This window comes from Pantoea sp. PGP6 (assembly GCF_053474785.1).
The window spans coordinates 2465518-2487796 of the sequence record NZ_JBQBMA010000001.1 but is presented as its reverse complement, the minus strand read 5'-3'; the positions used below and the strand labels follow the sequence as shown (position 1 = coordinate 2487796).

27 protein-coding genes are annotated in these 22279 nt (G+C 56.2%); 11 read left to right on the top strand and 16 right to left on the bottom strand.

Features of this window, described 5'->3' with window-relative positions; translation table 11 throughout:
- Positions 1-99: 99 nt before the first annotated feature.
- Positions 100-1302, bottom strand: coding sequence for a purine nucleoside transporter PunC (punC, locus tag ACLIBF_RS12115; RefSeq protein ID WP_046288358.1), 1203 nt, complete (start codon positions 1300-1302; stop codon positions 100-102).
- A gap of 106 nt (positions 1303-1408) precedes the next feature.
- Between punC and punR the strand changes: the two genes are divergently transcribed.
- Positions 1409-2314 carry a DNA-binding transcriptional activator PunR gene (gene punR / locus ACLIBF_RS12110; RefSeq protein WP_031375713.1) on the top strand — a complete coding sequence of 302 codons (906 nt, stop codon included), beginning with the start codon at positions 1409-1411 and terminating at the stop codon, positions 2312-2314.
- Here the strand turns inward: punR and purR are convergent.
- Positions 2311-3336, bottom strand: a complete 1026-nt coding sequence (gene purR / locus ACLIBF_RS12105; protein ID WP_031375714.1) for an HTH-type transcriptional repressor PurR — start codon at positions 3334-3336, stop codon at positions 2311-2313. The genes punR and purR overlap by 4 nt on opposite strands.
- Before the next feature lie 281 nt (positions 3337-3617).
- On the opposite strand from purR, the gene cydH reads away from it, so the two are divergent.
- A complete protein-coding gene (gene cydH / locus ACLIBF_RS12100; RefSeq protein ID WP_122983609.1) occupies positions 3618-3707 on the top strand; it encodes a cytochrome bd-I oxidase subunit CydH in 90 nt (29 codons plus the stop codon).
- Positions 3708-3766: 59 nt separating this feature from the next.
- On the opposite strand, the gene ACLIBF_RS12095 is transcribed toward cydH, so the two are convergent.
- Positions 3767-4561 carry a C40 family peptidase gene (locus ACLIBF_RS12095; RefSeq protein ID WP_031375715.1) on the bottom strand — a complete coding sequence of 265 codons (795 nt, stop codon included), beginning with the start codon at positions 4559-4561 and terminating at the stop codon, positions 3767-3769.
- A gap of 364 nt (positions 4562-4925) precedes the next feature.
- On the opposite strand from ACLIBF_RS12095, the gene ACLIBF_RS12090 reads away from it, so the two are divergent.
- On the top strand, positions 4926-5261 hold the full coding sequence (locus tag ACLIBF_RS12090; RefSeq protein WP_176035873.1) for a Grx4 family monothiol glutaredoxin: 336 nt from the start codon (positions 4926-4928) through the stop codon (positions 5259-5261).
- Positions 5262-5306: 45 nt separating this feature from the next.
- On the opposite strand, the gene rnt is transcribed toward ACLIBF_RS12090, so the two are convergent.
- From rnt to ACLIBF_RS12070, 4 genes are all read right to left on the bottom strand, one after another.
- Positions 5307-5972, bottom strand: a complete 666-nt coding sequence (rnt, locus tag ACLIBF_RS12085; RefSeq protein ID WP_031375717.1) for a ribonuclease T — start codon at positions 5970-5972, stop codon at positions 5307-5309.
- Between the two features lie 119 nt (positions 5973-6091).
- Positions 6092-6499, bottom strand: coding sequence for a lactoylglutathione lyase (gene gloA, locus ACLIBF_RS12080; RefSeq protein ID WP_031375718.1), 408 nt, complete (start codon positions 6497-6499; stop codon positions 6092-6094).
- 114 nt (positions 6500-6613) lie between these two features.
- Positions 6614-7711 (bottom strand): alkene reductase, encoded by a 1098-nt coding sequence (gene nemA / locus ACLIBF_RS12075; protein ID WP_046288357.1) that lies wholly within the window; start codon positions 7709-7711, stop codon positions 6614-6616.
- Between the two features lie 50 nt (positions 7712-7761).
- Positions 7762-8358, bottom strand: a complete 597-nt coding sequence (locus tag ACLIBF_RS12070) for a TetR/AcrR family transcriptional regulator (RefSeq protein WP_031375719.1) — start codon at positions 8356-8358, stop codon at positions 7762-7764.
- A 178-nt stretch (positions 8359-8536) separates the two neighbouring features.
- On the opposite strand from ACLIBF_RS12070, the gene ACLIBF_RS12065 reads away from it, so the two are divergent.
- The 4 genes from ACLIBF_RS12065 to ACLIBF_RS12050 all read left to right on the top strand — a co-directional run bounded on the left by ACLIBF_RS12065 (position 8537) and on the right by ACLIBF_RS12050 (position 10943).
- Positions 8537-8776 (top strand): DUF1289 domain-containing protein, encoded by a 240-nt coding sequence (locus ACLIBF_RS12065; RefSeq protein ID WP_031375720.1) that lies wholly within the window; start codon positions 8537-8539, stop codon positions 8774-8776.
- A gap of 68 nt (positions 8777-8844) precedes the next feature.
- The gene (locus ACLIBF_RS12060) at positions 8845-9741 is read left to right on the top strand and encodes an aldo/keto reductase (protein WP_031375721.1); all 897 of its coding nucleotides are present in this window, start codon (positions 8845-8847) and stop codon (positions 9739-9741) included.
- An 84-nt stretch (positions 9742-9825) separates the two neighbouring features.
- Positions 9826-10344 carry a superoxide dismutase family protein gene (gene sodC / locus ACLIBF_RS12055; RefSeq protein ID WP_069728230.1) on the top strand — a complete coding sequence of 173 codons (519 nt, stop codon included), beginning with the start codon at positions 9826-9828 and terminating at the stop codon, positions 10342-10344.
- A gap of 131 nt (positions 10345-10475) precedes the next feature.
- Positions 10476-10943 (top strand): hypothetical protein, encoded by a 468-nt coding sequence (locus tag ACLIBF_RS12050; RefSeq protein WP_279809988.1) that lies wholly within the window; start codon positions 10476-10478, stop codon positions 10941-10943.
- On the opposite strand, the gene ACLIBF_RS12045 is transcribed toward ACLIBF_RS12050, so the two are convergent.
- Genes ACLIBF_RS12045 through ACLIBF_RS12035 form a run of 3 tightly spaced genes read right to left on the bottom strand, consistent with a single transcriptional unit; the run spans position 10944 to position 14039 of the window.
- A complete protein-coding gene (locus tag ACLIBF_RS12045) occupies positions 10944-12944 on the bottom strand; it encodes an FUSC family protein (RefSeq protein ID WP_069728232.1) in 2001 nt (666 codons plus the stop codon).
- Entirely contained in the window at positions 12941-13798 is an 858-nt protein-coding gene (locus ACLIBF_RS12040) for an HlyD family secretion protein (RefSeq protein ID WP_279809989.1), read from the bottom strand. The genes ACLIBF_RS12045 and ACLIBF_RS12040 overlap by 4 nt, the downstream gene beginning before the upstream one ends.
- Before the next feature lie 4 nt (positions 13799-13802).
- Positions 13803-14039, bottom strand: a complete 237-nt coding sequence (locus ACLIBF_RS12035) for a DUF1656 domain-containing protein (RefSeq protein ID WP_031375724.1) — start codon at positions 14037-14039, stop codon at positions 13803-13805.
- Between the two features lie 150 nt (positions 14040-14189).
- Between ACLIBF_RS12035 and slyA the strand changes: the two genes are divergently transcribed.
- A complete protein-coding gene (gene slyA / locus ACLIBF_RS12030; RefSeq protein WP_031375725.1) occupies positions 14190-14627 on the top strand; it encodes a transcriptional regulator SlyA in 438 nt (145 codons plus the stop codon).
- A 43-nt stretch (positions 14628-14670) separates the two neighbouring features.
- Here slyA and slyB read toward each other — a convergent pair whose 3' ends face one another.
- The gene (gene slyB / locus ACLIBF_RS12025; protein ID WP_031375726.1) at positions 14671-15138 is read right to left on the bottom strand and encodes an outer membrane lipoprotein SlyB; all 468 of its coding nucleotides are present in this window, start codon (positions 15136-15138) and stop codon (positions 14671-14673) included.
- A 285-nt stretch (positions 15139-15423) separates the two neighbouring features.
- On the opposite strand from slyB, the gene anmK reads away from it, so the two are divergent.
- Positions 15424-16545, top strand: a complete 1122-nt coding sequence (anmK, locus tag ACLIBF_RS12020) for an anhydro-N-acetylmuramic acid kinase (protein ID WP_089561264.1) — start codon at positions 15424-15426, stop codon at positions 16543-16545.
- 61 nt (positions 16546-16606) lie between these two features.
- On the opposite strand, the gene ACLIBF_RS12015 is transcribed toward anmK, so the two are convergent.
- The 3 genes from ACLIBF_RS12015 to ACLIBF_RS12005 all read right to left on the bottom strand — a co-directional run bounded on the left by ACLIBF_RS12015 (position 16607) and on the right by ACLIBF_RS12005 (position 18953).
- Entirely contained in the window at positions 16607-16840 is a 234-nt protein-coding gene (locus ACLIBF_RS12015; protein WP_046288354.1) for a DUF4060 family protein, read from the bottom strand.
- A gap of 273 nt (positions 16841-17113) precedes the next feature.
- On the bottom strand, positions 17114-18331 hold the full coding sequence (locus tag ACLIBF_RS12010; protein WP_159223591.1) for a diguanylate phosphodiesterase: 1218 nt from the start codon (positions 18329-18331) through the stop codon (positions 17114-17116).
- Positions 18332-18428: 97 nt separating this feature from the next.
- Positions 18429-18953, bottom strand: a complete 525-nt coding sequence (locus tag ACLIBF_RS12005; RefSeq protein ID WP_279809990.1) for a GNAT family N-acetyltransferase — start codon at positions 18951-18953, stop codon at positions 18429-18431.
- 309 nt (positions 18954-19262) lie between these two features.
- Here ACLIBF_RS12005 and ACLIBF_RS12000 point away from each other — a divergent pair, with 309 nt between their 5' ends.
- On the top strand, positions 19263-19496 hold the full coding sequence (locus tag ACLIBF_RS12000; RefSeq protein WP_069728235.1) for a hypothetical protein: 234 nt from the start codon (positions 19263-19265) through the stop codon (positions 19494-19496).
- 172 nt (positions 19497-19668) lie between these two features.
- On the opposite strand, the gene ACLIBF_RS11995 is transcribed toward ACLIBF_RS12000, so the two are convergent.
- On the bottom strand, positions 19669-20838 hold the full coding sequence (locus ACLIBF_RS11995; RefSeq protein WP_279809991.1) for an MFS transporter: 1170 nt from the start codon (positions 20836-20838) through the stop codon (positions 19669-19671).
- Entirely contained in the window at positions 20835-21377 is a 543-nt protein-coding gene (locus ACLIBF_RS11990; protein ID WP_279809992.1) for a TetR/AcrR family transcriptional regulator, read from the bottom strand. The genes ACLIBF_RS11995 and ACLIBF_RS11990 overlap by 4 nt, the downstream gene beginning before the upstream one ends.
- A 542-nt stretch (positions 21378-21919) precedes the next feature.
- On the opposite strand from ACLIBF_RS11990, the gene ACLIBF_RS11985 reads away from it, so the two are divergent.
- A complete protein-coding gene (locus ACLIBF_RS11985) occupies positions 21920-22195 on the top strand; it encodes a hypothetical protein (protein ID WP_031377850.1) in 276 nt (91 codons plus the stop codon).
- Positions 22196-22279: the final 84 nt, after the last annotated feature.

Here is a 22279-nt window from a genome sequence, read left to right as displayed (position 1 = left end):
GTTGATTTGTTGCAGAATTATTGACCCGAATGAGTATATTCTCACGCGGGTCAATATTCAATGACTTATTGTTAGCTTGCTAACTAAAAAATCATTGCTTCAGTGATTATCCTGGCAGGCGGTAGAGGGGGTGGCAACATCAGATTGTGCGTTTGCAATACGCTGCATCACGAAGCCGAGCAGGGCAAGCAGGATAGTCAGCGCCATCATCAGGGTAGTGGTCAGCAGCGGCTGCGTCAGTCCGGCCGAGACGGCCAGGCTGGCGGCGAAGCATAATCCCAGTTGCAGAGTATTCTGCAATGCTGCCGCTTTACCGGTGGCGTCAGGGAAAGGCATCAGCGCAGCGGAAACCACGATCGGGTAGATGGCACCATTGGCCAGCGCCATGCCGCAGAACGGCAGCAGCAGGCTGACCAGCGTACTGTGGCCGGAAAGCGCAACCGCAAACAGCGCCAGAATGCTCAGGCTGTAGATCGCCAGCAGCCACGGCAGCAACTGTGCACCAGCAAAACGGTTGAGCAGGGCGCGGCAGCCGAAACCGCCAATCAGGAATGCAAAGGTTTGTGGCAGATAGCTCAGACCGATGTCGGCTGGCGTCAGGCCCAGATCGGCCAGAATAAACGGCGAGCCGGTCAGCCAGGCAAAAAAGCTGGCGGAACAGGCGGAGTAGATCAGCACGTTGCCACTGTAGACCCGCGACTTCAGCAGAGTGAAAAAGCCAGGCTGTGCGCCTTGCTCACCTTTGGCTTTACGGCTGGCCGGCAGACGCAGGGTAGTGAGGATCAAGGCCACGGCAATCAGCGTCAGCACCAGAAAAATAGACCGCCAGTGAAAATGGCTGATCAGCCAGGCGCCCAGCAACGGCGCCAGCGCTGGCGAGAGTGCCACCAGTGGCATAATGGTGGCGAACACCTTGTTGGCGCGCGCCGCCGGATAACGATCCACAACCAGCGCCTGCCAGCTAACGGCTGCGGCACAGACGCCGATCGCCTGAATAAAGCGCAGCGCCAGCATCAGATAGATATTATTGACCCACAGCATACCGGCGCAGCCGACGGCAAACAGCGCCAGTCCGGCCAGCAATACCGGCTTGCGGCCGATGCGATCTGACAGCGGTCCCCAGAACAGCTGACCGCAGGCAAAGCCCGCCAGGAACAGGCTCATACTGGCGCTGATCAGGCCGGGTGAGGTGTTAAAAGTTTGCTGCATCGCGCCGAAGGCGGGCAGGTACATATCGGTGGCTAAAAAGCCCAGCATGCTCAGCAGAGCGAGATAAGGCATAAATCCTTTTGACGGTGACATCTGATTCTCATTTTGCAGGTTGAACGCGGCAGAGTGTAAAAGGTGCGTTTGCCGCTGTGAAACGCTAATATTTGCCGGTTGCTGTTAAAAAAATTGAAGGCAGATTATGTGGTCAGAATATGCATTAGAGGTGGTGGATGCGGTGGCGCGCGGTGGCAGCTTCAGCGCCGCGGCGCAGGAGCTGCATCGGGTGCCATCTGCTATCAGCTATACCGTGCGTCAGCTGGAAACGTGGCTGGCGGTACCGCTGTTTGAGCGCCAGCATCGCGAGGTGGTATTAACCCCCGCTGGCGAGCATTTTGTCCGTGAAGGGCGCAGCGTTATCAAAAAAATGCTCGCCACCCGCCGCCAGTGTCAGCAGCTGGCTAACGGCTGGCGTGGACAGCTGAGTATTGCGGTCGACTGCATCGTCAAGCCGCAGCGCACCCGGCAGTTAGTCAAAGATTTTTACCGCCATTTCCCCGACATGGAGTTGCACATCAGTTATGAAGTGTTTAACGGCGTCTGGGATGCGCTGGCGGATGATCGGGTTGAAGTGGCCATCGGCGCCACTCAGGCGATACCGGTCGGCGGACGCTTTGCCTTTCGCGACATGGGGACGCTCAACTGGCGCTGCGTGGTGGCGAACCACCATCCGCTGACTGGCGTGAGTCAGATTGATGACGACACCCTGCGCAGCTGGCCGTCGCTGGTGCTGGAAGATACCTCACGCGCGCTGCCACGCCGGATGACGTGGACGCTCGACAATCAGCGTCGTCTGGTGGTGCCGGAATGGCAGACCGGCCTGGATTGCGTGCTGGCGGGATTGTGTGTGGCGATGGTGCCGGGGCATCTGGCGCGGCCATTACTGGACAGCGGAGCGCTGGTGGAGCTGACGTTGCCGGTTGCATTTCCGGACAGCCCCTGTTGCGTAAGCTGGGCGGAAGATCGCGCATCACCGGCGACGGGCTGGTTACTCAGCTATCTGGGTGATGCGCAAACGCTTAATCAGGAGTGGTTAAGCGAAGATTAACGGCGATAGTCGCGGAACGGACCGTCAGCCACGGAACGACGTTCAATCAGCGTCGGATGCACTTCGATGGTCTGAGAAACCTCTCGTTTACTGGTGATGCGGTCAAGCAGCATCTCCAGCGCTTTCTCACCCAGTTGTGCTTTTGGCTGATGCACGGTAGTCAGCGCAGGCGCGAAGTAGCGCGCGTTGCGCACATTGTCATATCCGATCACCGAAATGTCCTGCGGCACCCGCAAACCCATCTCATCGGCGGCGCAAATCGCGCCCATCGCCATGATATCACCACCGCAGAACACCGCGGTCGGGCGCTGTTTCTGCGACAGGATCTGCTGCATCGCCTGATAGCCTGATTCCGGTTCGAAGTCGCCCTGCACGATCCATTCGGCACGCGGCTGAATGCCGGCTTCTTCCAGCGCCTTGAGGAAACCAGCATGACGTCCGCCGCCGGTGTTGCGCTCCATCTGACCGGGAATCGCGCCAATCTCACGGTGACCGCGCTCAATCAGATAACGTCCGGCCAGATAGCCGCCCTGAAACGCATTATCCAGCACCGTGTCGGTGAAGTCGGCGCGTGACTCGCCCCAGTCCATCACCACCATCGGGATATTACGATTTTCTTCCAGCATCTTCAGCAGATCGTCCGGATACTCAGAACACATTACCAGCAAACCATCGACGCGCTTCTGCGCCATCATGCTGAGATAGGCTCGCTGCTTTTGCAGGTCGTTATGCGCATTGCCCAGAATCAGGGTGTAACCTTTGTCGAAGCAGTGATTCTCCACCGCCTCAATAATTTCAGCAAAGTAGGGCGCTTCGCTCGAGGTTGCCAGCAGGCCCAGCGTTTTGGTGTGATTCACTTTCAGGCTGCGCGCTACGGCGCTCGGCGAATAGTGCAGTTCCTGAATCGCCTGCCAGACGGCGTTGCGCGTCTCTTCAGCGACAAAACGCGTTTTGTTGATGACGTGCGAAACGGTGGTCGTTGAGACGCCGGCGCGTTTTGCCACATCTTTAATTGTTGCCATTAAAATCGGACTCCAGGGCTTATCTAACGCAATGATAAGCATAATGTTAAACGTTTGCGTCTGCTCAGGGTTTTCTCCGCAATTATGCAGCTTTTCTGGCCGGTAAACAGGCGTCTGGCGGGTAATGAGCGCCTGAAAAGGAGAGCAAACGGAACCGGGGCTGCGCGCGTTGCGCAACAAAGGCAGGATTCTAACAAGGCTGGACGGATAAAACGAGATTTTTACCGGCCCGTATGGGAAAATGGCTTATCCCTACAAAATGTGTGACTAAGGAGCGGTAAATGAGTACAGATTTGAAACTGGCCCTGATGACCACCGTCGGCTGTCTGCTGATGATTGTCGCCTTTAGCTTTACAGCTGTGCTGCACTAATGAAAAAGCCGGGCATCGCCCGGCTTTTCTCTGTCTGGTTATTCGCGTAGCGAATCCGCTTAACGAATGGTTTTCGGCGTCATCACCCGACGCGCGCCGATGTAGTGACGCTGCCAGTAATCTTCACCCAGCGCACTGATCTGAATATCTTTGCCGGTGCGTGGCGACTGAATAAATTTGCCGTTGCCGAGATAAACCCCAACGTGATCGGCGGTGCCGCGACCATTAATCCGGAAGAAGACTAAATCGCCTTTCTCCAGCGACTCACGTTTTACCGGCGCGGCGTCGCGCAGGTGGTACATCTCATTGGCGGTACGCGGGATCTTAAATTTAACCAGATCTTTATAGGCGTACCACACCAGACCGCTGCAGTCGAAACCGGTGTGCGGTGAGGTGCCGCCCCACTGATAGGGTTTACCCAGCTGGCCCATCAACTTGGTCATCGCCGTCTCGCGCGCCTTCTGGTAGCGCTGGCGATGTGACTTGCTCATTTTAATGGTGCCGGTGTCACCGCTGTCATTGCTGCTGGCGTCAGCCGTTTTAAGCAGACGCTGATGGCCGTAGCGTTTCTTACTGGCGGTTTTGAGCAGGGTTTTGCTTTTCTTTGCGGGAAGATGACTGGCGGTGAGTTCGCTTTTTTTCTGTTTTTTGAGTTTGAGCTTCTGGACCGGGCTGACGCGTGTTTTCTTCGCCGACGTTTTCAACGGGCGACGCTTGCGGCGCTCATCTTCGCGCGCACTCTTTTTCTCTGCTTTATGCGAACTGACATTCACCGGCGCCTGCGGGGAAGCAGAAGCGATGTTGAAGAACAGTTGCGCAAAGGCAAGGATGAAAAGCGTAATGATTAAACGCATAGTCCGGTTTTAGTTAAGTTGTCAGGGCCACTACGCACCGCGACAAAGTTGGGAAAAATCTGATCCAGGATCAGCGCCGAAGCCATTCTAGTCCAGTTCACCTGAAAACCGTAACGCCTTTTTTTATTAATCTTTCGGCCTCGCCCGTTTGCGCTGAAAATGAGCATTTTCAGCGTCTTATATCTACAAAACTATTGCAAATTATTAATATGTTACTTGTAGTTAATAATCGGGAGTTAACAGGGCCGAAAAGAGGACTTAACAAACATGGCGATTTAATCGGGTAACCCCCAAAATCTCGTTTTCAGTCCTGGTGCGAAGTCGCTACAATAAACAAACACGAAGTGACGAATTAAGGAAGGCAATTATGAGTACTGTAGAAAAAATTCAGCGCCAGATCGCAGAAAACCCGATCCTGCTGTACATGAAAGGTTCCCCGAAACTGCCAAGCTGCGGTTTCTCTGCGCAGGCGGTACAGGCGCTGTCAGCCTGCGGTGAGCGTTTTGCTTACGTGGATATTCTGCAGAACCCAGACATTCGTGCAGAGCTGCCGAAATATGCCAACTGGCCAACCTTCCCGCAGCTGTGGATTGATGGCGAACTGGTCGGCGGATGTGACATCATCGTCGAAATGTTCCAGCGCGGTGAACTGCAGTCGCTGATTAAAGAGACCGCAGAGAAGTTTAAAGAAGCGGAATAAAACAAAAAGGCCGACATCGCGTCGGCCTTTTTCATTGCAGATTCTTCAGTCAGCGCTCGCGGCTGCTTCGCCTTCGGCGAAGGGCAGGGGCCAGCCACCCAGCCGTTTCCAGCGATTCACCAGTTCACAGAACAAAATAGCGGTCTGCTGAGTATCATACAGCGCCGAGTGTGCCTGGGTGCTGTCAAACGCCATACCCGCGGCTTTACACGCCTTCGCCAGCACGGTCTGTCCGAGCACCAGTCCGCTCAGCGCCGCGGTATCAAAGGTGGCAAACGGGTGGAAAGGATTGCGCTTCAGACTGGCACGCTCGGCGGCCGCGTTCATGAAGTTCAGATCAAACGTCGCATTATGCGCGACCATAATGGCGCGATTGCAGCCGGTATCCTTAATGCCTTTACGCACCATCTTAAAGATGGCGTGCAGCGCCTCATATTCACTCACTGCGCCGCGCAGCGGATTGCTGGGATCGATACCGGTGAACGCCAGCGCTTCAGGATGCAGTAGCGATCCAACAAACGGTTCAACGTGAAAATGCAGCGTCTGGTCGAGATGGATCCAGCCCTCATCATCCATTTTCAGCGTGGTAGCGGCAATCTCCAGCAGCGCGTCGGTCTGCGCGTTGAAGCCGGCGGTTTCGACGTCGATGACCACCGGATAGAAGCCACGGAAACGTTGATTGAGTGCATTGGGGGAATTCGATTCAGACATCAGGATCTCATTGCAGAAAAAGGGCAGCGCGCATTATGGCAAAAATCTGGCCCGGGTGCAGCAGATGAAGAGGAGCAGAAGAGGTCAGCCCACCCGACAGGGCAGGCTGAAGAGCAGGCTTAGTTGCCCAGGCCGTGACCGGCGTGTTTGTTCTCGATCAGTTCGATTTTATAACCATCGGGATCTTCAACAAAGGCGATGATGGTTGAGCCACCTTTCACCGGACCCGCTTCACGTGTGACGTTGCCGCCATCGTTACGGATTCGTTCGCAGGCTGCAGCAACGTCGTCGACGCCCAGCGCGATGTGACCGTAAGCGTTACCGAGGTCATACTTATCAACGCCCCAGTTGTAGGTCAGTTCGATCACTGCGCCTTCGCTCTCTTCGGTATAGCCAACAAACGCCAGCGTATACTTATATTCGGTATTTTCACTCTGACGCAGCACGCGCATGCCCAGCACGCGAGTGTAGAAGTCGATTGAGCGTTGCAGATCGCCAACGCGCAGCATGGTATGAAGTAAACGCATAACATCCTCTTTAATAATCAAAACGCCATCGCCGGATGACACAAGCGCTAAGTATAGCGATCAAAATCGCCAATGAATAATGGCTGCCATCATCCCGGATGGCAGCCCGCTCTCTTACAGCGTTGGGTAATCGATATAGCCTTCAGCACCGCCGCCGTAGAAGCTCTCCGGACGCTGCGGGTTGAGTGGCGCATCCTGCTGCAGGCGCTCCACCAGATCCGGGTTGGCGATGTAATCGCGACCAAACGCGACCGCGTCGATCAGACCACGCGCAATCAGGTCGTCCGCTTTCTCAACGGTGTAGGCACCCGCGCCGATGATTGCGCCAGGGAACAGGTTACGAACTTTCTCACGGAACGCGTCGCTGTATGGCTTACCGCCGGCCCAGTCAGGCTCGGAGAGGTGCAGATAGGCGATATTGCGCTTCGCCAGTTCACCGATATACCACAGCGCCGCTTCTTCTTCATCCGGACCGTTATCCAGATTCTGGAAGCTGCCGATCGGCGATACGCGGATACCAATCCGGTCGGCTGACCAGTTAGCGATTACGGCATCAACCACTTCCAACGCGAAACGGCCACGTTTTTCAATGCTGCCGCCATATTCGTCGGTACGCTGGTTAGAGCCCGGTGCGAGGAACTGATGGATCAGATAACCGTGCGCCGAGTGCAGTTCCAGCAGGTCGAAATCAGCTTCACGGGCATTGGCTGCCGCCTGACCGAAATCGGCCACGATCTGCTGAATTTCGGCCACTGTCAGTTCACGTGGCAACGAGGTGTCTTCGCGATAAACGCTGCCGTCAGCGGCACGCAGCGAGGTGCGGGTGCCAGCGGCGATAGCGGAGGGCGCAACCGGTGCTTTACCGTCTGGCTGCACGCTGTTATGTGAGATGCGGCCGGTGTGCCACAGCTGCACGGCAGTGTGTCCGCCAGCCTGATGAACGCCTTCGTTAATCGCTTTCCACGCCGCAATCTGCGGTTGAGTATGCAAGCCAGGTGCACCGGCATAGCCTTTCGCCTGGAAAGAGACCTGGGTGGCTTCGGTAATGATCAAACCGGCACTGGCGCGCTGGCGGTAATATTCGCCCATCATCGGGGTAGGAATATCGCCTGGCTCAATACTGCGCAGACGGGTCAACGGCGCCATAAAAACGCGGTTTGGCACGGTAATCGCGCCGACTTTCAGCGGACGAAACAGCTGGGTACTCGCCATGTTAGCTCCTGATTAGTAGACCAGTCGTCTACAAACACTCTTTTTAAAAATCAGTGGATTTTCAGCCACTGTTCGATGGTACGTAATGCCAGACGCAGCGGCTGCGGCTCGCGGGAAATCTTGCTCTGTAAACTGGCACCCAGCCACAGCAGTGACAGCAACTCAGCCATCTGTTCCGGAGGGTGCGGTAACGACAGCGACTCCTGCTGCGCAGCGGCGCTCAGCGTGCGCGCATAGAGGGCAGTAATTTTTGCCGCACCCTGTTGCAGCGCATCGCGCATCGGTTCAGAGAGATCGCAGACCTCAGCGGAAACCTTCACGCCGAGACAACCCACGATGTGCCCCTGCTGAGTGAACAGCTGTTCTGCCGCCCGGAAATGGTTAAGCAGACGCTCGCGCGGCGTACCGTCGGGCTGATTCAGCTGTAACTCAACATCCTGCAGGAATCGCGCAAAATAGCGCTCCAGCAACGCCACGCCAAAGGTCTCTTTGGAACGGAAGTAATAGTAGAAAGAGCCTTTCGGCACTTCCGCCTGGGTCAGCAGTTCGCTGAGGCCCATTCCGGTAAAACCGCGTTGCAGACAGATCTGCTCACCGATGCGGAGCAGGTGTTCGCGGGTTTCATTGCGTTGTTGCGTCTTGTTCATGGCCATCAGGTTAGTAGACCAGTCGGTCTAATGCAATGCCAGTCGCTCCCATTTGGCACAGAGTGTTCAGTGTATTGGGGTTATTAAAGAGAAATTGGGTGAGTTTATGCTTATTTGTTGCACAAACCGGCTAAGATCTTTTCAATAGACTGTTTCACTCTCTCAATCCGGAGTCGTGGTGGCCGAGCAGCTTGAATTTTTCCCGGTTCCCAGTCCCTGTCGTGGCATCTGCCAGAGCGATGCCCGCGGCTATTGTCTGGGATGTTTACGCAGCCGTGATGAGCGGTTCAACTGGATGCGCTTTAGCGATTCGCAAAAGCGTGAGGTGTTGCGTCTCTGTTATCAGCGTCGTCTGCGCCTGCAGCGGCAACAGAATAAAGAGGAGCCGCTTGATCCACATCAGCCGAGCTTGTTCTGACGGTCTCTCGCTTTCCGTTATACTCTCTGACACATTTATTGCAGCCATCGTGCCACAGGGAGATCGTTATGTTACAACCGCAAGCCATCGCGTCGCAGGGTCCGGATTTTTCACCGTTGATTATGGGTTACTGGCGGCTGATGGAGTGGGGCATGTCGCCGCAACAGCGGGTGGCGTTTATTGAACACCATCTGAGCCTCGGCATTACCACCGTGGACCACGCGGATATCTACGGCGATTATCAGTGCGAAGCCGCATTTGGCGAGGCGCTGAAGCTGGCACCGGGCCTGCGTGAGCGGCTCCAGATCGTCACCAAATGCGGCATTGCTACCCGCGCCCGCCCTGAGCATCAGATCGGTCATTACAACACCGGTAAAGCCCATATCCTGCAAAGTGCTGAAAATTCACTGCGCCACTTTGGTACCGATCGCCTCGACCTGCTGCTGATCCACCGTCCCGATCCGCTGATGGATGCCGATGAAGTCGCCGAAGCCTTTATGTCTCTGCACCAGAGCGGAAAAGTGCTGCACGTTGGCGTATCCAATTTCACCCCGGCACAGTTTGCGCTGCTGCAGTCACGCCTGCCGTTTTCGCTGGTCACTAATCAGCTGGAGATCTCGCCGGTACAACAAAATCTGCTGCTGGATGGCACGCTGGATCAGTGCCAGCAGTTACGTTTCCGGCCGATGGCCTGGTCCTGTCTTGGCGGTGGCCGGCTGTTTAACGATCCTCATTATCAGCCGCTGCGTGACGAGCTGGAGGTCATTCGTCAGGAAACCGGTGCCAGCAGCCTCGAGCAGGTGGTGTATGCGTGGATAATGATGCTGCCGAGTAAACCGCTGCCGATTATTGGTTCAGGTAAAACGGCGCGCGTCAGCGAAGCGGCGGCGGCGGTAAACTTATCGCTGACGCGTCAGCAATGGTTCCGCATCCGCAAGGCGGCGTTAGGCTTTGATGTGCCCTGAAGCGTAAAACTGCGTCAATCTTCGGCAGAATAGCGCAACCGGTACCAGGCTTATGCCTTACCCTGGTACCTCAAAGGAGTCACAATGAAACTCAAAGCAGTTGCGCTATCAGCCCTTCTTGCCTGCGGTGCGGCCTCGGCGGCCAGCGAGCAGGTTACCCTCCATCAGGTTACGGCGGAGGGGATTGGCAAATCGCTCGGTAGCGTGACGATTGAAGAGACGCAGTATGGCTTACAGTTTACCCCGGACCTGAAAGGGCTGCAGCCGGGCATTCACGGTTTCCATGTGCATGCGAAGGGCAGCTGTGAGCCGGGTGAATCACAGGGGAAAGTGGTGGCGGCCGGTGCGGCAGGAGGACATTTTGATCCGGCCAACAGCGGCAAACATCTCGGTCCCTATGCCGACGGACATGCTGGCGATCTGCCGGCGCTGTATATCGATGACAAAGGCAACGCCAGCTACCCGGTACTGGCACCGCGTCTCAAATCACTGAGCGAGATTAAGGGGAAAGCGCTGATGGTGCATGTCGGCGGCGATAACCATGCCGATCATCCTCAACCGCTGGGCGGCGGCGGCGCGCGCTTTGCCTGCGGTGTTATCTGAGTTTTGGGGCGGTGAAAGCCTGCCGCCCGCTTTTCTTCCCGCCTGTTTATGAATTGTTGTACCATCCCGCAGATTTCCCCCCTATGATATTGATTCAGGTAAGAAAGCGCGAAGGGTCAAGGAGCAGGAGTATGAAATTCAAGGGCGCATTACTGCTGTGCTTACTGCTGGTGGGGTGCGATAAACCCAACGATACACAGTTGGTGACGGAAACCGGGCGTGAGCTACAGCGCACGATTGATACCAGCCCGATGCGCAGCACCTGTGAAAATATCGCTAAAGGGCGTGAACGGCTGAGCCGCAATACGGTGCGGAAGCTGGAAGCGAAGGGCTGTGAGCAGGTGTTCCGCAGCGCCACCGAGACCAATTTCATTGAAACCACCATATCCCGGCGCACCATGACGATGGTCTGTGGCAGCATTCAGGGTAAAAGTTTTACCGGCACTGAACTGACCCGCCGTTTTATCTTCTCGCCAGATGAAAAAGCGCTGGTGATCGAACCGATGACCGAGGTGGATAAAACCCGCTTTGAGGGCCATAAGACGCTGCAACAGTTACAGGATGACTTTAACCGGCAACAGCAGCAATACTGCCAGTGATCAGCCGGGTACCGCCTGTTGCAACTGGGCCAGCGAACAGCGCAGCCGCCAGATAATACCGGCCAGTTCACTGGCCTCATTACTGCCCAGCGCCAGCAATGTGGCGATCATCCTCTCCAGCTCCGCCAGGATCTGGTCCAGCGAACTGTGCTGCACGCCGCGACTGCTGATAATCCGCTGTAAATTCTGCAGACTGCTGTCGCGCACCTCCATCAGCGTGGCGGAGTCCGCCTGCCACTGCCGTAACTGCCAGACGATATGCGAGCAGTTAAGTAACACCACTCCCCAGCGCAATAACCAGACGCGCGCCTGCTCATCCCGGCTGTGACTGAGCTGGCTGATGCGATGATAAATCTGCGATTCAAACCGGCTTTCACTCAGCCGTGGACGCCGTCTGAGCTGGTCGAGAAACGCCAGGCGCAGCGCCCGGATATGACGCCGGCTGCGACGGGCATCTGAACTGGGGCGCAGCACCTGAAACGCCAGCCAGGCCAGCAACACCCCGCATACTTTGGCGATATTATCGTTAAAGAAGTCCTGATAATCCCAGGTCGGCGGGTTAGTGACGGCGATGAACGAGCCCATAAACACGATAAATTGCCCCCACATTCCCGCCCGCTGCTTTTGCTGTAGCTTGAACAGCTGTAGCGTCACCAGCAGCGGGAACAGCAGCAGCAAAAACTGCCATAGCTGACTGATCTGCACCATCAGACCGAACTTCATGACAAAGCTGAATGCAAACAGCCAGAGCAGGGTTTTCAGCAGCAGGGTAACGCTGCCGCCCGGTGAAGGCGAAGAGGCATACAGCACGCAGGCGATGGCGGTTAAGGTCAGCGCCGCTGCGCCGGAGGACCATTGGGTATTGATCCAGAACGCGCAGCCGAGCACGATGACGCTAAAGGTGCGCAGCGCGCTCCAGCCCGCTTCGGCGCTGTCGCTATCGCGCGCCAGTGCGGGAACCGGTGGCGGCTGGAAGCGGGTATCGGCGTCGGCCCGATCCAGCAGCCTGATCCAGCGCAGCACGTTGAGATACATCCAGCAGAAGTAGCGCAGCCGCTGACAGAAGGCGCGTTGGCGGTAGTCGCCATCAGCAGCCGGCGTGACGCTACGCAGGATGCGTGCCAGCCGGTATTTATCACATTCCGGTTTACCCAGCTCCGCCAGCAGCTGTTGCAGCGCAGCAAACAGCGCGTCGGGCGCGTCGGGCCAGTTCAGCAACATGCGGCGCAGACTGGAAAGCACGCTGGTAAGCCGCAACTGCTGGTGCAGCACATAGTTGAGCACGTTGTTTTGCCGGCGAAAGCGGTAGTGACTCCAGAACGCCTGAATCCGCAGCAGGTTCATGGTCAGAATCTGGCTGATAACGTTCTCGTGCGCGGTACGAATGTTGTCGCTGACCGACGGCTGCAGCAGCAAAACCGCATGTTCCAGCAGCCGCGCATGCATCTGCTTCAGCGAGGTGATTAAGGTCTCGCCATCCGAGGTGCTCGGCAGCACCATCATCATAAAGCCGGCACATAAAATACCGGATATCACTTCACAAACCCGCGCCTGGGCAATGGTCCACAAATCGGTGATATCGGTAATGTTAACGCTGCTGAAGGCGATAATGGCGGCGGTATAACCGGCGAGCGAAAAGGCGTAGGCGACGTTGTTCTGATAATGATTGGCGACGCCGGTACACAACCCCAGCCAGCCAGCAATCGCAAAGGTAAACAGCCAGGGTTCATTCAGGGTATGCCCGGCGATCAGCAGGGCGGCGCTGGCCCCAAGCAGGCTGCCAGCAATCCGGCCCAGACTCTTACTGATGGCGCCGCCGACGGTAGGAAAGCTGATCACCGCTGCTGAGGTCATCGCCCAGTAAGGCTCATCCAGATCCAGTCCATAGGCGATGCTGAGCGCCAGACACATAGCAATGGCGTTGCGCAACGCATAGCGCCACTGATTAGCGTTAGCCTTAATCCACGGCAACTGATCCCATGCCAGCCACTGAAAATTCATGGCTGAATAGTGATAGTGCAGGTGGTTCCCGCCACCAGTGGCACATCCGCTGACAGCGGATCGAGATGAATCCGCACCGGCACCCGTTGCGCCAGCCGTACCCAGGGCACGTTGGGTTTGACGTCCGGCACCAGGCCGCTGTCCGTCTCAATACTCTGGTCGTAGATGGCGCGACCGATACTGTCGACCTGACCCTGGAGCCGTGCGCCATTGCTATACAGCACCACCTGGGCCGCCGCACCCGGACGAATGTGGCGCAGTTTGGTTTCTTCGAAATAGCCCACCACGTAATAAGAGTGGCTATCCACCAGCGCAAACAGCGGGCTGCCCGCGGTGGCATAGTTGCCGGGCCGCAGGGTGAGATTGGTGATCCAGCCGTCAGTCGGCGCGGTGATAGTGGTCTGTTGCAGATTCCAGCGCGCCCGATCCAGCTCTGACTGGGCGGCTTTGGCGCTGGCCGCGGCGGCATTGGCTGCCAGCCGTGCGGCATCGAGATCTTCGGCTGAGATCACATTGCGCGGCAGGCGGCTACGCCGGTTAAATTCGTGTTGCGCCCGGGCCAGATCGGCCTGCGCTTTGCTGAGCTGGGCATCGGCGTTGTCGAGCGCAATCTGCCACGGCACCGGATCGAGCGTCAGCAATAGCTGACCGCGGTGAACGAACTGATTGTCTTTCACCTGCAGTTGCGTAATGCGGCCGGAGACCTGAGGCGTAATATCGACCAGTTCGGCGCGCACTTTGCCGTCGCGGGTCCAGGGCGACTGCATATAGTAGTTCCACATCCAGCCGGCGGCCAGCAGCGCCAGCGCAAACACAATCAGGGTTGAAAAGTATTTTACCGCGTTGAATTTCATACGATTATCCGTGACCGATGAGCCAGAGTGCAGCGGTAACGCACAGCACAAACAGGGAGAGATCAAACAAGGTGGGATGCCAGATATCACCAGAATAGATCCAGCCGCGCACCAGCGGGTGAATCAGCAGCCAGACCAGGAAGCCGAGTATCACCGCTTTGAAGATCGGCGGGAAAAACAGCGAGGCGCCTACCACCAGATCAGTCAGCGGTTTGGCACTGGAGAAGACGTTGGTGAGCACGTTTCAATATCCTTAAGTAACCCGAGCGGCAGTCTGAAGCGGATGCCGCGCAACGGCGCGCTGGCCCGGGATTTGTAATTTGTCCTGTAAACTCGCAGAATAGTGTAAAATCTGGCTTGATAGCTAGCAAGCTAATTATAAGGAGATGAAATGGATACGCCCCTCGGAACGGATTTATCTCGACTGGTGCGCATCTGGCGCGCGTTGATTGATCAGCGATTAAAACCGCTTGAGCTGACTCAGACTCACTGGGTAACGCTGCACAATATTCATCAACTGCCGCCAGAGCAGTCACAGATTCAGTTAGCCAAAGCCATCGGTATCGAACAACCTTCACTGGTGCGTACGCTGGACCAGCTGGAGGAGAAGGGACTGATTACCCGTTCGACCTGCGCCAACGATCGTCGCGCCAAGCGCATCAAGCTGACGCAACAGGCGGAGCCGATTATCGCACAGGTTGAGAGCGTGATTGATGCTACGCGGGATGACATCTTATCTGGCATCAGCCGTGAAGAGATCAATCAGATGGTGACGCTGATTGCCCGGCTTGAAAAAAACATTCTCGAATTACAGCATCGCGAGAAATAAAAAAACCGACGCCCAGGCGTCGGTTTTTTCTGCATCATGCAGATTAGCGAGGTGAAACTGTCACCTGGCTGCCATTCGACGCCATCACGACACGCTGACCCACAGAGTAGCGCGTTGCGGCTTGCTTCTGCACTACCATGATAGTGTTGCCATCATCCTTACGGATTTCCAGCTCGACACCATCAGTTTTGTTCACTGCGCCCTGTACGCCCTGACCGGCAACGCCGCCCAGTACTGCACCGCCGGCTGTTGCCAGGCTCCGGCCGCTGCCACCGCCAATGGTATTACCCAGGAAGCCACCGAGCACGGCACCGCCGATAGCGCCAATCACATTACTCTCATCACCGCCCTGAATTTTCACCGGACGAACCGAGACTAGTGTGCCGTAAGAGACGCTCTGCACCTGTTTAGCTTCACTGGCGCTGTAGGTATCACCCGACAGCGTACTCGTGTTGCTACAACCTGCCAGCATCATACCGGTCAAAGCGACCACAACTACACGCTTAATCATTTGAAACTCCTTTAGTCGAGAAGGCGCCACGTTTATCGCGATATCCTGCACACAGTATAAGACACAAACCTGGCAAATTAATCCTTGTCCGAATAAAACACGGTGGGACGAAGCATAGACTGCGCAAGGTTAACAATAATTCAATCGGCAGAAAAAAAAGTGTCCCATTGCGTTATCTGTGCGCTATCTCTGAGAAAAAAACAAATTAATCATAGAATTAGCCCACGTAATTTGTCAGGCTAATCGCAGATGAATCGCACACCCAGCGGGGAAAAATCAATGGCTATGAAATCAGGACGTTATATTGGTGTGATGTCAGGTACCAGCCTGGATGGGGTGGATGTGGTACTGGCGGCGATTGATGAGAATCTGGTGGCGCAGCAGGCCAGCTATTGCCATCCGATGCCACCCGAGTTACGTCAGGCTATTCTGGCGGTTTGCCAGGGCCAGAGCCTGACGCTCTCACAGCTGGGCCAGCTGGATACCCGTCTGGGCCAGCTGTTTGCTGAGGCGGTGCTGACGCTCATGAAACGCGAATCGCTGGAGGCGAGCGACGTGGTAGCGATCGGCTGTCACGGGCAAACCGTCTGGCATGAGCCGCAAAGCGACGCCCCGAACACCCTGCAGATTGGCGATAATAACCAGATTGTCGCGGCGACCGGCATTACCGTGGTCGGGGATTTCCGCCGCCGCGATATGGCGCTCGGCGGGCAGGGTGCACCGCTGGTACCGGCCTTCCACCAGGCGCTCTTAATGGATGCCACGGAGCGTCGCATGGTGCTGAACATCGGCGGCATTGCCAACCTCTCGCTGCTGTTTCCGGGTCAGCCGGTGCGCGGTTTTGACACCGGACCGGGCAACATGCTGCTGGATGCGTGGATCTGGCGCAATCAGGGCAAAGCCTACGACAAAGATGCCCAGTGGGCACGCAGCGGCACGCTGATCCCGGCGCTGCTGGAGGCACTGCTGCGTGAGCCATGGTTTGCGCTGCCGCCGCCGAAAAGCACCGGCCGTGAACATTTTAATCTCGGCTGGCTGGAGCAGCATCTGCGCCATTTCCCGGGACTGGCACCGCAGGACGTGCAGGCGACTCTGGTGGAACTCACCGCCATCACCATCACTCAGCAGGTGCAGCTCAACGATGGCTGCGATCGCCTGCTGGTGTGTGGCGGGGGCAGCCGCAATCCGTTGCTGATGGCGCGTCTGGCGACGCATCTGCCGGGCACGGAAGTGACCACCACCGATGCTGCGGGCATCAGTGGCGATGATATGGAAGCGCTGGCGTTCGCCTGGCTGGCCTTTCGCACGCTTTCCGGCTTGCCGGGCAACCTGCCAGCCGTGACAGGCGCGCGCGAAAAGAGCGTGCTTGGTGCGATTTATCCGGCTAATGCGCTTTACCGCCGCTGAGGCGGGAACGAATGAAACAGGGGCCGGGGGCCCCTGTGATTTTTGACGGGATCGGTCGGTATCAGGCTGCGCCAGAAAGATGGGTCAGATTGCGCACCCCGGTAATCACCGTAGCGACCATGGTTTCACGGCGGGTAATGACTTCAACCTGGTAAAACCGGCTGCGATAGGCGATGGAATAGATGATGGGATGGTATTTGTTGCCTTCACCGTAGCGCGAGTAGTGCGCTTCAAGCGCGCGAGTCGCGGCCAGGATATGGGCGGGTTCTTTATCACCGCGGATGATTTGCTTCATTCAGTTCCTCAAATGCTGTCCCTGGGAGTCACGTCGCAAGCATGGCGCGCTGCGTCGGCCTAAACACTGAACATCTGACTGCTAAACATCGATGATAATAACGAAATAATAATAGCTGACTGTGCAGCGGTGAGATGACAGTGAGATGAAGATCATCACCCGGTGCTGCTTATTTTTTAGCAGCACCAGGGCGATCCGGCAAGGCGGGGGAGATCAGATTCGTCTAAATCGCAGGGCGCGAGACTCTGTTTAGCGCTGGCTTTGGTTGTGGTTTCAGCTCTGGCTCAGTTCGGGCCAGGCAACCGGCGCGATGCCATTGAGTTTAGGTTTCGCGAACAGAAAGCCCTGGAACTGCGAAACACCCGCCGCTTCCAGCCACATCCACTCTTCTGGCTGTTCAATGCCTTCCGCAATAACCGAGATTTCCAGTGAGGAGCAGCATTTCAGAATGGCGTGAATGATCGCCTGTTTCGGGCCGCTCTTATGTACGCCACTGATGATGTTGCGGTCGATCTTAATCTTATCGGGCTGGATCCGGGTCAGTAGCGACAGGCCGGCAAAACCGGCACCGAAATCATCAAGCGCCAGGCTGATACCGGCTGCTTTTAATTGCTTGATCGCGGCTTCGAACTCATCAAGCCGTGAGATTACTTCGTTTTCCGTAAATTCTACCATGATCTGCTCAGGTACCAGCCCCTGCGCTGCAATCTCATTCAGCAGGAACGGCACCGCGTCAGGCACCTCGACCAGCGACATCGGCAACAGATTAATCGACAGCGTCAGGCCTTCAATGCCCAGCTGCTTTGCCTGAGCAAAGGCGATCTTTTTAGATCGGATATCGGTGAGATAAATCTCGTCGCGTGACAGTCGGGAGAAATAGTCGAGCGGCAGTTCACCCTGCGGGCCGCGCAGCAACGCTTCCAGCGACACAATCTCACAGGCGAAGGGATCGACAATCGGCTGAAAGGCAAAACTGACCTCATCAGAGACCAGCAGCGCCGCTTCACCGTCGCGCCCAGCGGATTCATCGTGGATAAAGGTCCAGCTGCTGGCGTCAGGGATCTCGAAATAGTTCTCTTTTTCGCGGGCTTCGACAAAGGTCCGCAGGAACTGCAGGCCGCGATCGGCATAGGTGAGCTGGAATTTGGTGGTGCATTTTGCCAGCACTGCCTCCAGCACCGTCTCTTTGTCATGTTGTCGCAGGTCGAACAGCTCCATGCCGACATTGCCGAACCGGCGTAATGGCGCATAATCGCGCATTAGTTCCACCAGATTATGATGACGCGGGTCCTGACAAATCCGGCTGTATACTGCCTTTACCGCCTGTTCCGGGCCTTCCAGCACCTGAAAAAAGTGGGTGCCATTAAACAGCAGGATGCCGGTAATGCTGGATGATTCATTGATCTTGTTAGCTTTTACCGCCAAATCAAACAGTGATTTAACCGGAACATGCCCGGCGATATGGCTGCGGTAAATGATTGTCGACAACATAAAGGCTTCCGGATTTTTTGCTTTTGTCCGCACACATTACCAGAAGCTTTATCAGCGGTGAACGAGGCCTGGCTGCCTTTATTATTCCCGCCGTGATTTAGCCGTCGGCGGGCAGCACCGAATCAGCCACGCCGAGTGCGCGCTGCAGGAAAACGGTATCAAGCCAGCGGCCATGTTTGAAGCCGACCGACCTGAGTGTGCCGACCATTTCAAAGCCTGCCGCACAGTGCAGTGCGACCGACGCGCGGTTCTCGCTATCACCGACGTTGGCAATCAGCTGTCGGTATCCCGCCTGTTCTGCCCAGCTAATGGCATGGCGCAGCAAACGCGAGCCGACGCCGCGCTGACGAAACTGCGGATCGATATAAATTGAGTCTTCGAGGGTATAACGGTAGGCGTGGCGCGGACGATAGGGCGCCAGATAGCAAAAGCCGAGAACTGCGCCGTCGCCGACGGCAATAAACCACGGCAGGCCCGCCTGTTTAATCTTGTTCAGACGCTCACCGATCTCCGCCTGATCCGGCGGCACGGTTTCAAAGGAACCGGTACCGTTAAGCACATGCCAGGCATAAATCTGCTGAATCGCCGCAATATGACGCTCATCCGCCTCAAAAATTTCCATCTCCTGCCTCTTCGCTATTCTTTCCCAGGTGCGCTCAGTGAAAACCACCATAAGGCGCGCGCTTTCCCGGCGCAATATGCGCAGACCGAAGCATAAGTATTTCCTCTGATGGCCCCGCCAGCACTGTTAAGCGGGCAGGACTGAGATTATTTGCTCTGTTCAGTCCGGCTGATTATTCGCCATTAAGCCTATTCTGAAAACCGCGCGACCTTAATGATCCGCGCTGCGCTTACGGCTATTATCCTTCGCCGGGTCTCTGTTTAATAAAAAAGCAGAGCGGATGAAATTCGCCAGAGGAGACGCAGCGTGATGCGATTTGTTGATTTTCTTAATAGTAAGCAGGGGCTTCGTGAAGCAAGAAAACACTGCTTTGAATTAAATGGTGTGGTATTAGGCCATTTCACTGCGCTGTTTCTGCATGACAATCAGGTTATTTTCACCAAAGATGGCAAGCAGTGCGCCGTGCCTTATTATCTTGGGCCGGAACAGGAGCTGTTAAACCAGACGATAAATCCGAGAATTAAAAATATTCGTGTTATCTGACCTGTCAGCCTGCCCAGCCGTAATAGTCCTTCCGACGCAGAGCGAGTTTATTCGCCGCTGATACTGCCAGCGGCATAAATAGCCGGCTGGTTTAAAACAGTCGGCTGAGAAAAAATGAACTTCGCCCCAGACGTGCTGCCGAAACAGAACAGAGTTTCTCTGTAACGAACTTTTACCCGCAGCGTGCGGGTTTTTTTTTGCTCTCACCTCGTGCGGCTTCTTGCGGGGCAAAAAATAGCAGCAGTAACGCGCTGGCGGCAAACAGCAGCAGGGCAATAACGGCACCCGCCGCGGCGTAGAGCTGACCAAACAGCAGCGATCCAATCACCTGACCGACAGCCAGCATGAAAAACAGGATACCGACGCCGGTAGCCGGCGTTTCTTCGGTCGCCTGCGCGCCCCATACCAGCAGCACGCCTGACAGCGTGACATAACCTGCACCGCAGCAGGCCACCGCAATCAGCAAGCCTGCTGAATAACCGTGGCTGAAGGCGACCACCAGCAGCGGCAGCGCCATGCCCAACAGTGACAGCCGGTAAACGGCGTTCATGCCGATGCGGGCCGCGACCGGTCCGGTCGCCGCGCCGACAATCCCCGCACCGCCTGCCACCAGCCACAGCAGGCTGGTGGCAGCGGGATCGAGGCCGACATGCTGCCGCAGCAGGGCGGAGCCAAAGCTCCACCAGGCGGCGCTCGTCAGGCCTGAAACGAAGGCGATGGCGATCAGGCGCGCCATTGAACGGCGAAACAGTTGCTGATGCCACGGCTGGCGGCAACGGTGATCGACTTCAGTGTCACCGGGTAAAACCCGCATCACCGGCACGATACAGCTCAGCGCCAGCAGTGCGAACAGCAGACAGGCGGCCCGCCAGCCACCCGGTAAAAGGTTCAGTATGGGCACCGTCAGGATAATTCCGGCGCTGGTGCCCGCATTAATCAGGGTATTAACCGGCGACTGCCGGGCGGCGCTCAGCCGCTGACTGACGGCGGCGGCCAGCGCCGGAGACGCCAGGCCGGAACTCAGGCCGGCGATAAACAGGCCCGCCGCCAGCCACAGCGGCGAAGTGGCACAGGCGAGCAGTACCAGACCGCTCGCCGCGCAGAGTGACGCCAGCAGCGCGACGCGACGCGCGCCAAACCGCTGCGCCAGCGAGGCGGCGGCCAGAATAGTCAGGCAGTAAGCGACAAAGCTGCAGGCGGAGAGCAGGCCCGCCAGCTGCGGGCTGAACGGAATATCAGCCGAAATAGCCGGCAGCATCAGCCCCCATGAAAATCTCGCCATGCCATAGGTCACCGCAATCAGGCTAAATCCGGTCAGCGCCAGCGCACCCGGCGATCTCATTGCGCTGCACCGTGCTGTTGCAGCAGCTGACTGGCGACCGTACCGGCCTGCTGAGCCGCGGCGGGACCGATCACCAGCGCCGAGGTAATTGCACCTTCAAACAGCATCCAGATGGCGTCGCTCAACAGCGGCTGTTCTTCTCCCCGCGCGGCGGTGACGCAGTCGCTAATGTAACGACGCAGCGTGGCGCGAAAGGCCAGCGCCTGGGCAGCCAGCGCCGCATCCCGCTCGGCATACTCGCCCCAGGCTTTAAGAAAGAAGCAGCCTTTTGCCCCGTTCGCCTGTGTCCACTCGCCCAGAACCTGAAACAGACGGGCAATCGCTTCAGGCTGTTGTGGCATCCACAGGTCCGCCATAAAACGCTGCTCACGGGCATCCATCACCGCAGCGGTCAGCGCTTCCCGCGAACTAAAGTGATGATAAAGCGTGCGCGTCGAGACACCTGCCGCGCGGCATATCTGGTCGGTACTGGTGGCGTGAAAGCCGCTGGCATAGAACAAGCGCTCGGCCGCCTGAATAATATCGTTTCTTTTTTTCATAGTTTAAAAGTAAACCGATCGTTTTACTTTTTCAAGGCGAGAACGGATTTATCGCGTCCGCCTTAACTGATTAACCGCTAAGCCAGACGGCACTGCCGCTGAGTCTGATTAAGGCCAGCAGTTGAATGACTGGATGATTTTGCTTCAGTTCATCAATGCTCATAATTACCAGCCAGAGGCACGCTTTTTACCACAGCTGATTTAATCAAATTGATCTCTTTCACTGCATTGCTGAACAAGTCGTTGTTTTTAGTATTTTGATTTTAAAAGATTATTTTATCAGTGGCTATCGATTAGAATCATTAGCATGCTGAATGAAACTGGCGACGGTGGGGCATAGAGGGAATTAACTCTTACTGGAGGACTAAAGCGACTCAGGCGTCTGAAAACGGCTAAATCCCAAAGTCAGTTTAACCGGTACAATAAAGTGGTTTTAAGCATAACTCTCAGTTAGTTTAATAAAGCTTCAGATAAAAACATAAGCCCTTACGAATTTTGTCGGTTTTTTTAAGATACATACAGCAACTATTAGGATGAATACCATGCTCAAAGCCAGTTATTATTATCTGTGCCCACGTCCCATGGGTGGATGGATTTTACACAAAGAAGGTTGCGTTAATCTGTTAAAAAGCGATAAGCGCGTGTTTATAGGCTCGCTTTATACCCGTCAGCAGGCATTAACCGTTGCGAAAATACATCACGCTAATGCCACCATGTGTAGTGTTTGCCTGAATAATTTTATCTGCCCGACCACCAGCAGTACGGCAATTAAGCCGGCGCGTGCCGCTACGCCAACCCGTCATACACCCAGACATTAATCCCGCTGTCGCTGATTATTGACGGCCTGGACCCTGCAGATAATAAAAAGCGCGGTGAAGCGCGGCAGTGATAAAAGAAAAAGG

What these genes read in the sequence shown, in the direction of transcription:
- slyB (WP_031375726.1), bottom strand. Translation starts at nt 15,138, where the DNA reads ATGATTAAGCGTGTAGTTGTGGTCGCTTTGACCGGTATGATGCTGGCA.
- gloA (WP_031375718.1), bottom strand. Translation starts at nt 6,499, where the DNA reads ATGCGTTTACTTCATACCATGCTGCGCGTTGGCGATCTGCAACGCTCA.
- ACLIBF_RS11990 (WP_279809992.1), bottom strand. Translation starts at nt 21,377, where the DNA reads ATGAAAAAAAGAAACGATATTATTCAGGCGGCCGAGCGCTTGTTCTAT.
- nemA (WP_046288357.1), bottom strand. Translation starts at nt 7,711, where the DNA reads ATGGCGAGTACCCAGCTGTTTCGTCCGCTGAAAGTCGGCGCGATTACC.
- punC (WP_046288358.1), bottom strand. Translation starts at nt 1,302, where the DNA reads ATGTCACCGTCAAAAGGATTTATGCCTTATCTCGCTCTGCTGAGCATG.
- slyA (WP_031375725.1), top strand. Translation starts at nt 14,190, where the DNA reads ATGGATACGCCCCTCGGAACGGATTTATCTCGACTGGTGCGCATCTGG.
- ACLIBF_RS12045 (WP_069728232.1), bottom strand. Translation starts at nt 12,944, where the DNA reads ATGAATTTTCAGTGGCTGGCATGGGATCAGTTGCCGTGGATTAAGGCT.
- sodC (WP_069728230.1), top strand. Translation starts at nt 9,826, where the DNA reads ATGAAACTCAAAGCAGTTGCGCTATCAGCCCTTCTTGCCTGCGGTGCG.
- ACLIBF_RS12010 (WP_159223591.1), bottom strand. Translation starts at nt 18,331, where the DNA reads ATGTTGTCGACAATCATTTACCGCAGCCATATCGCCGGGCATGTTCCG.
- ACLIBF_RS11985 (WP_031377850.1), top strand. Translation starts at nt 21,920, where the DNA reads ATGCTCAAAGCCAGTTATTATTATCTGTGCCCACGTCCCATGGGTGGA.
- ACLIBF_RS12095 (WP_031375715.1), bottom strand. Translation starts at nt 4,561, where the DNA reads ATGCGTTTAATCATTACGCTTTTCATCCTTGCCTTTGCGCAACTGTTC.
- ACLIBF_RS12070 (WP_031375719.1), bottom strand. Translation starts at nt 8,358, where the DNA reads ATGAACAAGACGCAACAACGCAATGAAACCCGCGAACACCTGCTCCGC.
- ACLIBF_RS11995 (WP_279809991.1), bottom strand. Translation starts at nt 20,838, where the DNA reads ATGAGATCGCCGGGTGCGCTGGCGCTGACCGGATTTAGCCTGATTGCG.
- ACLIBF_RS12015 (WP_046288354.1), bottom strand. Translation starts at nt 16,840, where the DNA reads ATGAAGCAAATCATCCGCGGTGATAAAGAACCCGCCCATATCCTGGCC.
- ACLIBF_RS12005 (WP_279809990.1), bottom strand. Translation starts at nt 18,953, where the DNA reads ATGGAAATTTTTGAGGCGGATGAGCGTCATATTGCGGCGATTCAGCAG.
- ACLIBF_RS12040 (WP_279809989.1), bottom strand. Translation starts at nt 13,798, where the DNA reads ATGAAATTCAACGCGGTAAAATACTTTTCAACCCTGATTGTGTTTGCG.
- ACLIBF_RS12060 (WP_031375721.1), top strand. Translation starts at nt 8,845, where the DNA reads ATGTTACAACCGCAAGCCATCGCGTCGCAGGGTCCGGATTTTTCACCG.
- punR (WP_031375713.1), top strand. Translation starts at nt 1,409, where the DNA reads ATGTGGTCAGAATATGCATTAGAGGTGGTGGATGCGGTGGCGCGCGGT.
- ACLIBF_RS12050 (WP_279809988.1), top strand. Translation starts at nt 10,476, where the DNA reads ATGAAATTCAAGGGCGCATTACTGCTGTGCTTACTGCTGGTGGGGTGC.
- anmK (WP_089561264.1), top strand. Translation starts at nt 15,424, where the DNA reads ATGAAATCAGGACGTTATATTGGTGTGATGTCAGGTACCAGCCTGGAT.
- purR (WP_031375714.1), bottom strand. Translation starts at nt 3,336, where the DNA reads ATGGCAACAATTAAAGATGTGGCAAAACGCGCCGGCGTCTCAACGACC.
- rnt (WP_031375717.1), bottom strand. Translation starts at nt 5,972, where the DNA reads ATGTCTGAATCGAATTCCCCCAATGCACTCAATCAACGTTTCCGTGGC.
- ACLIBF_RS12000 (WP_069728235.1), top strand. Translation starts at nt 19,263, where the DNA reads ATGCGATTTGTTGATTTTCTTAATAGTAAGCAGGGGCTTCGTGAAGCA.
- cydH (WP_122983609.1), top strand. Translation starts at nt 3,618, where the DNA reads ATGAGTACAGATTTGAAACTGGCCCTGATGACCACCGTCGGCTGTCTG.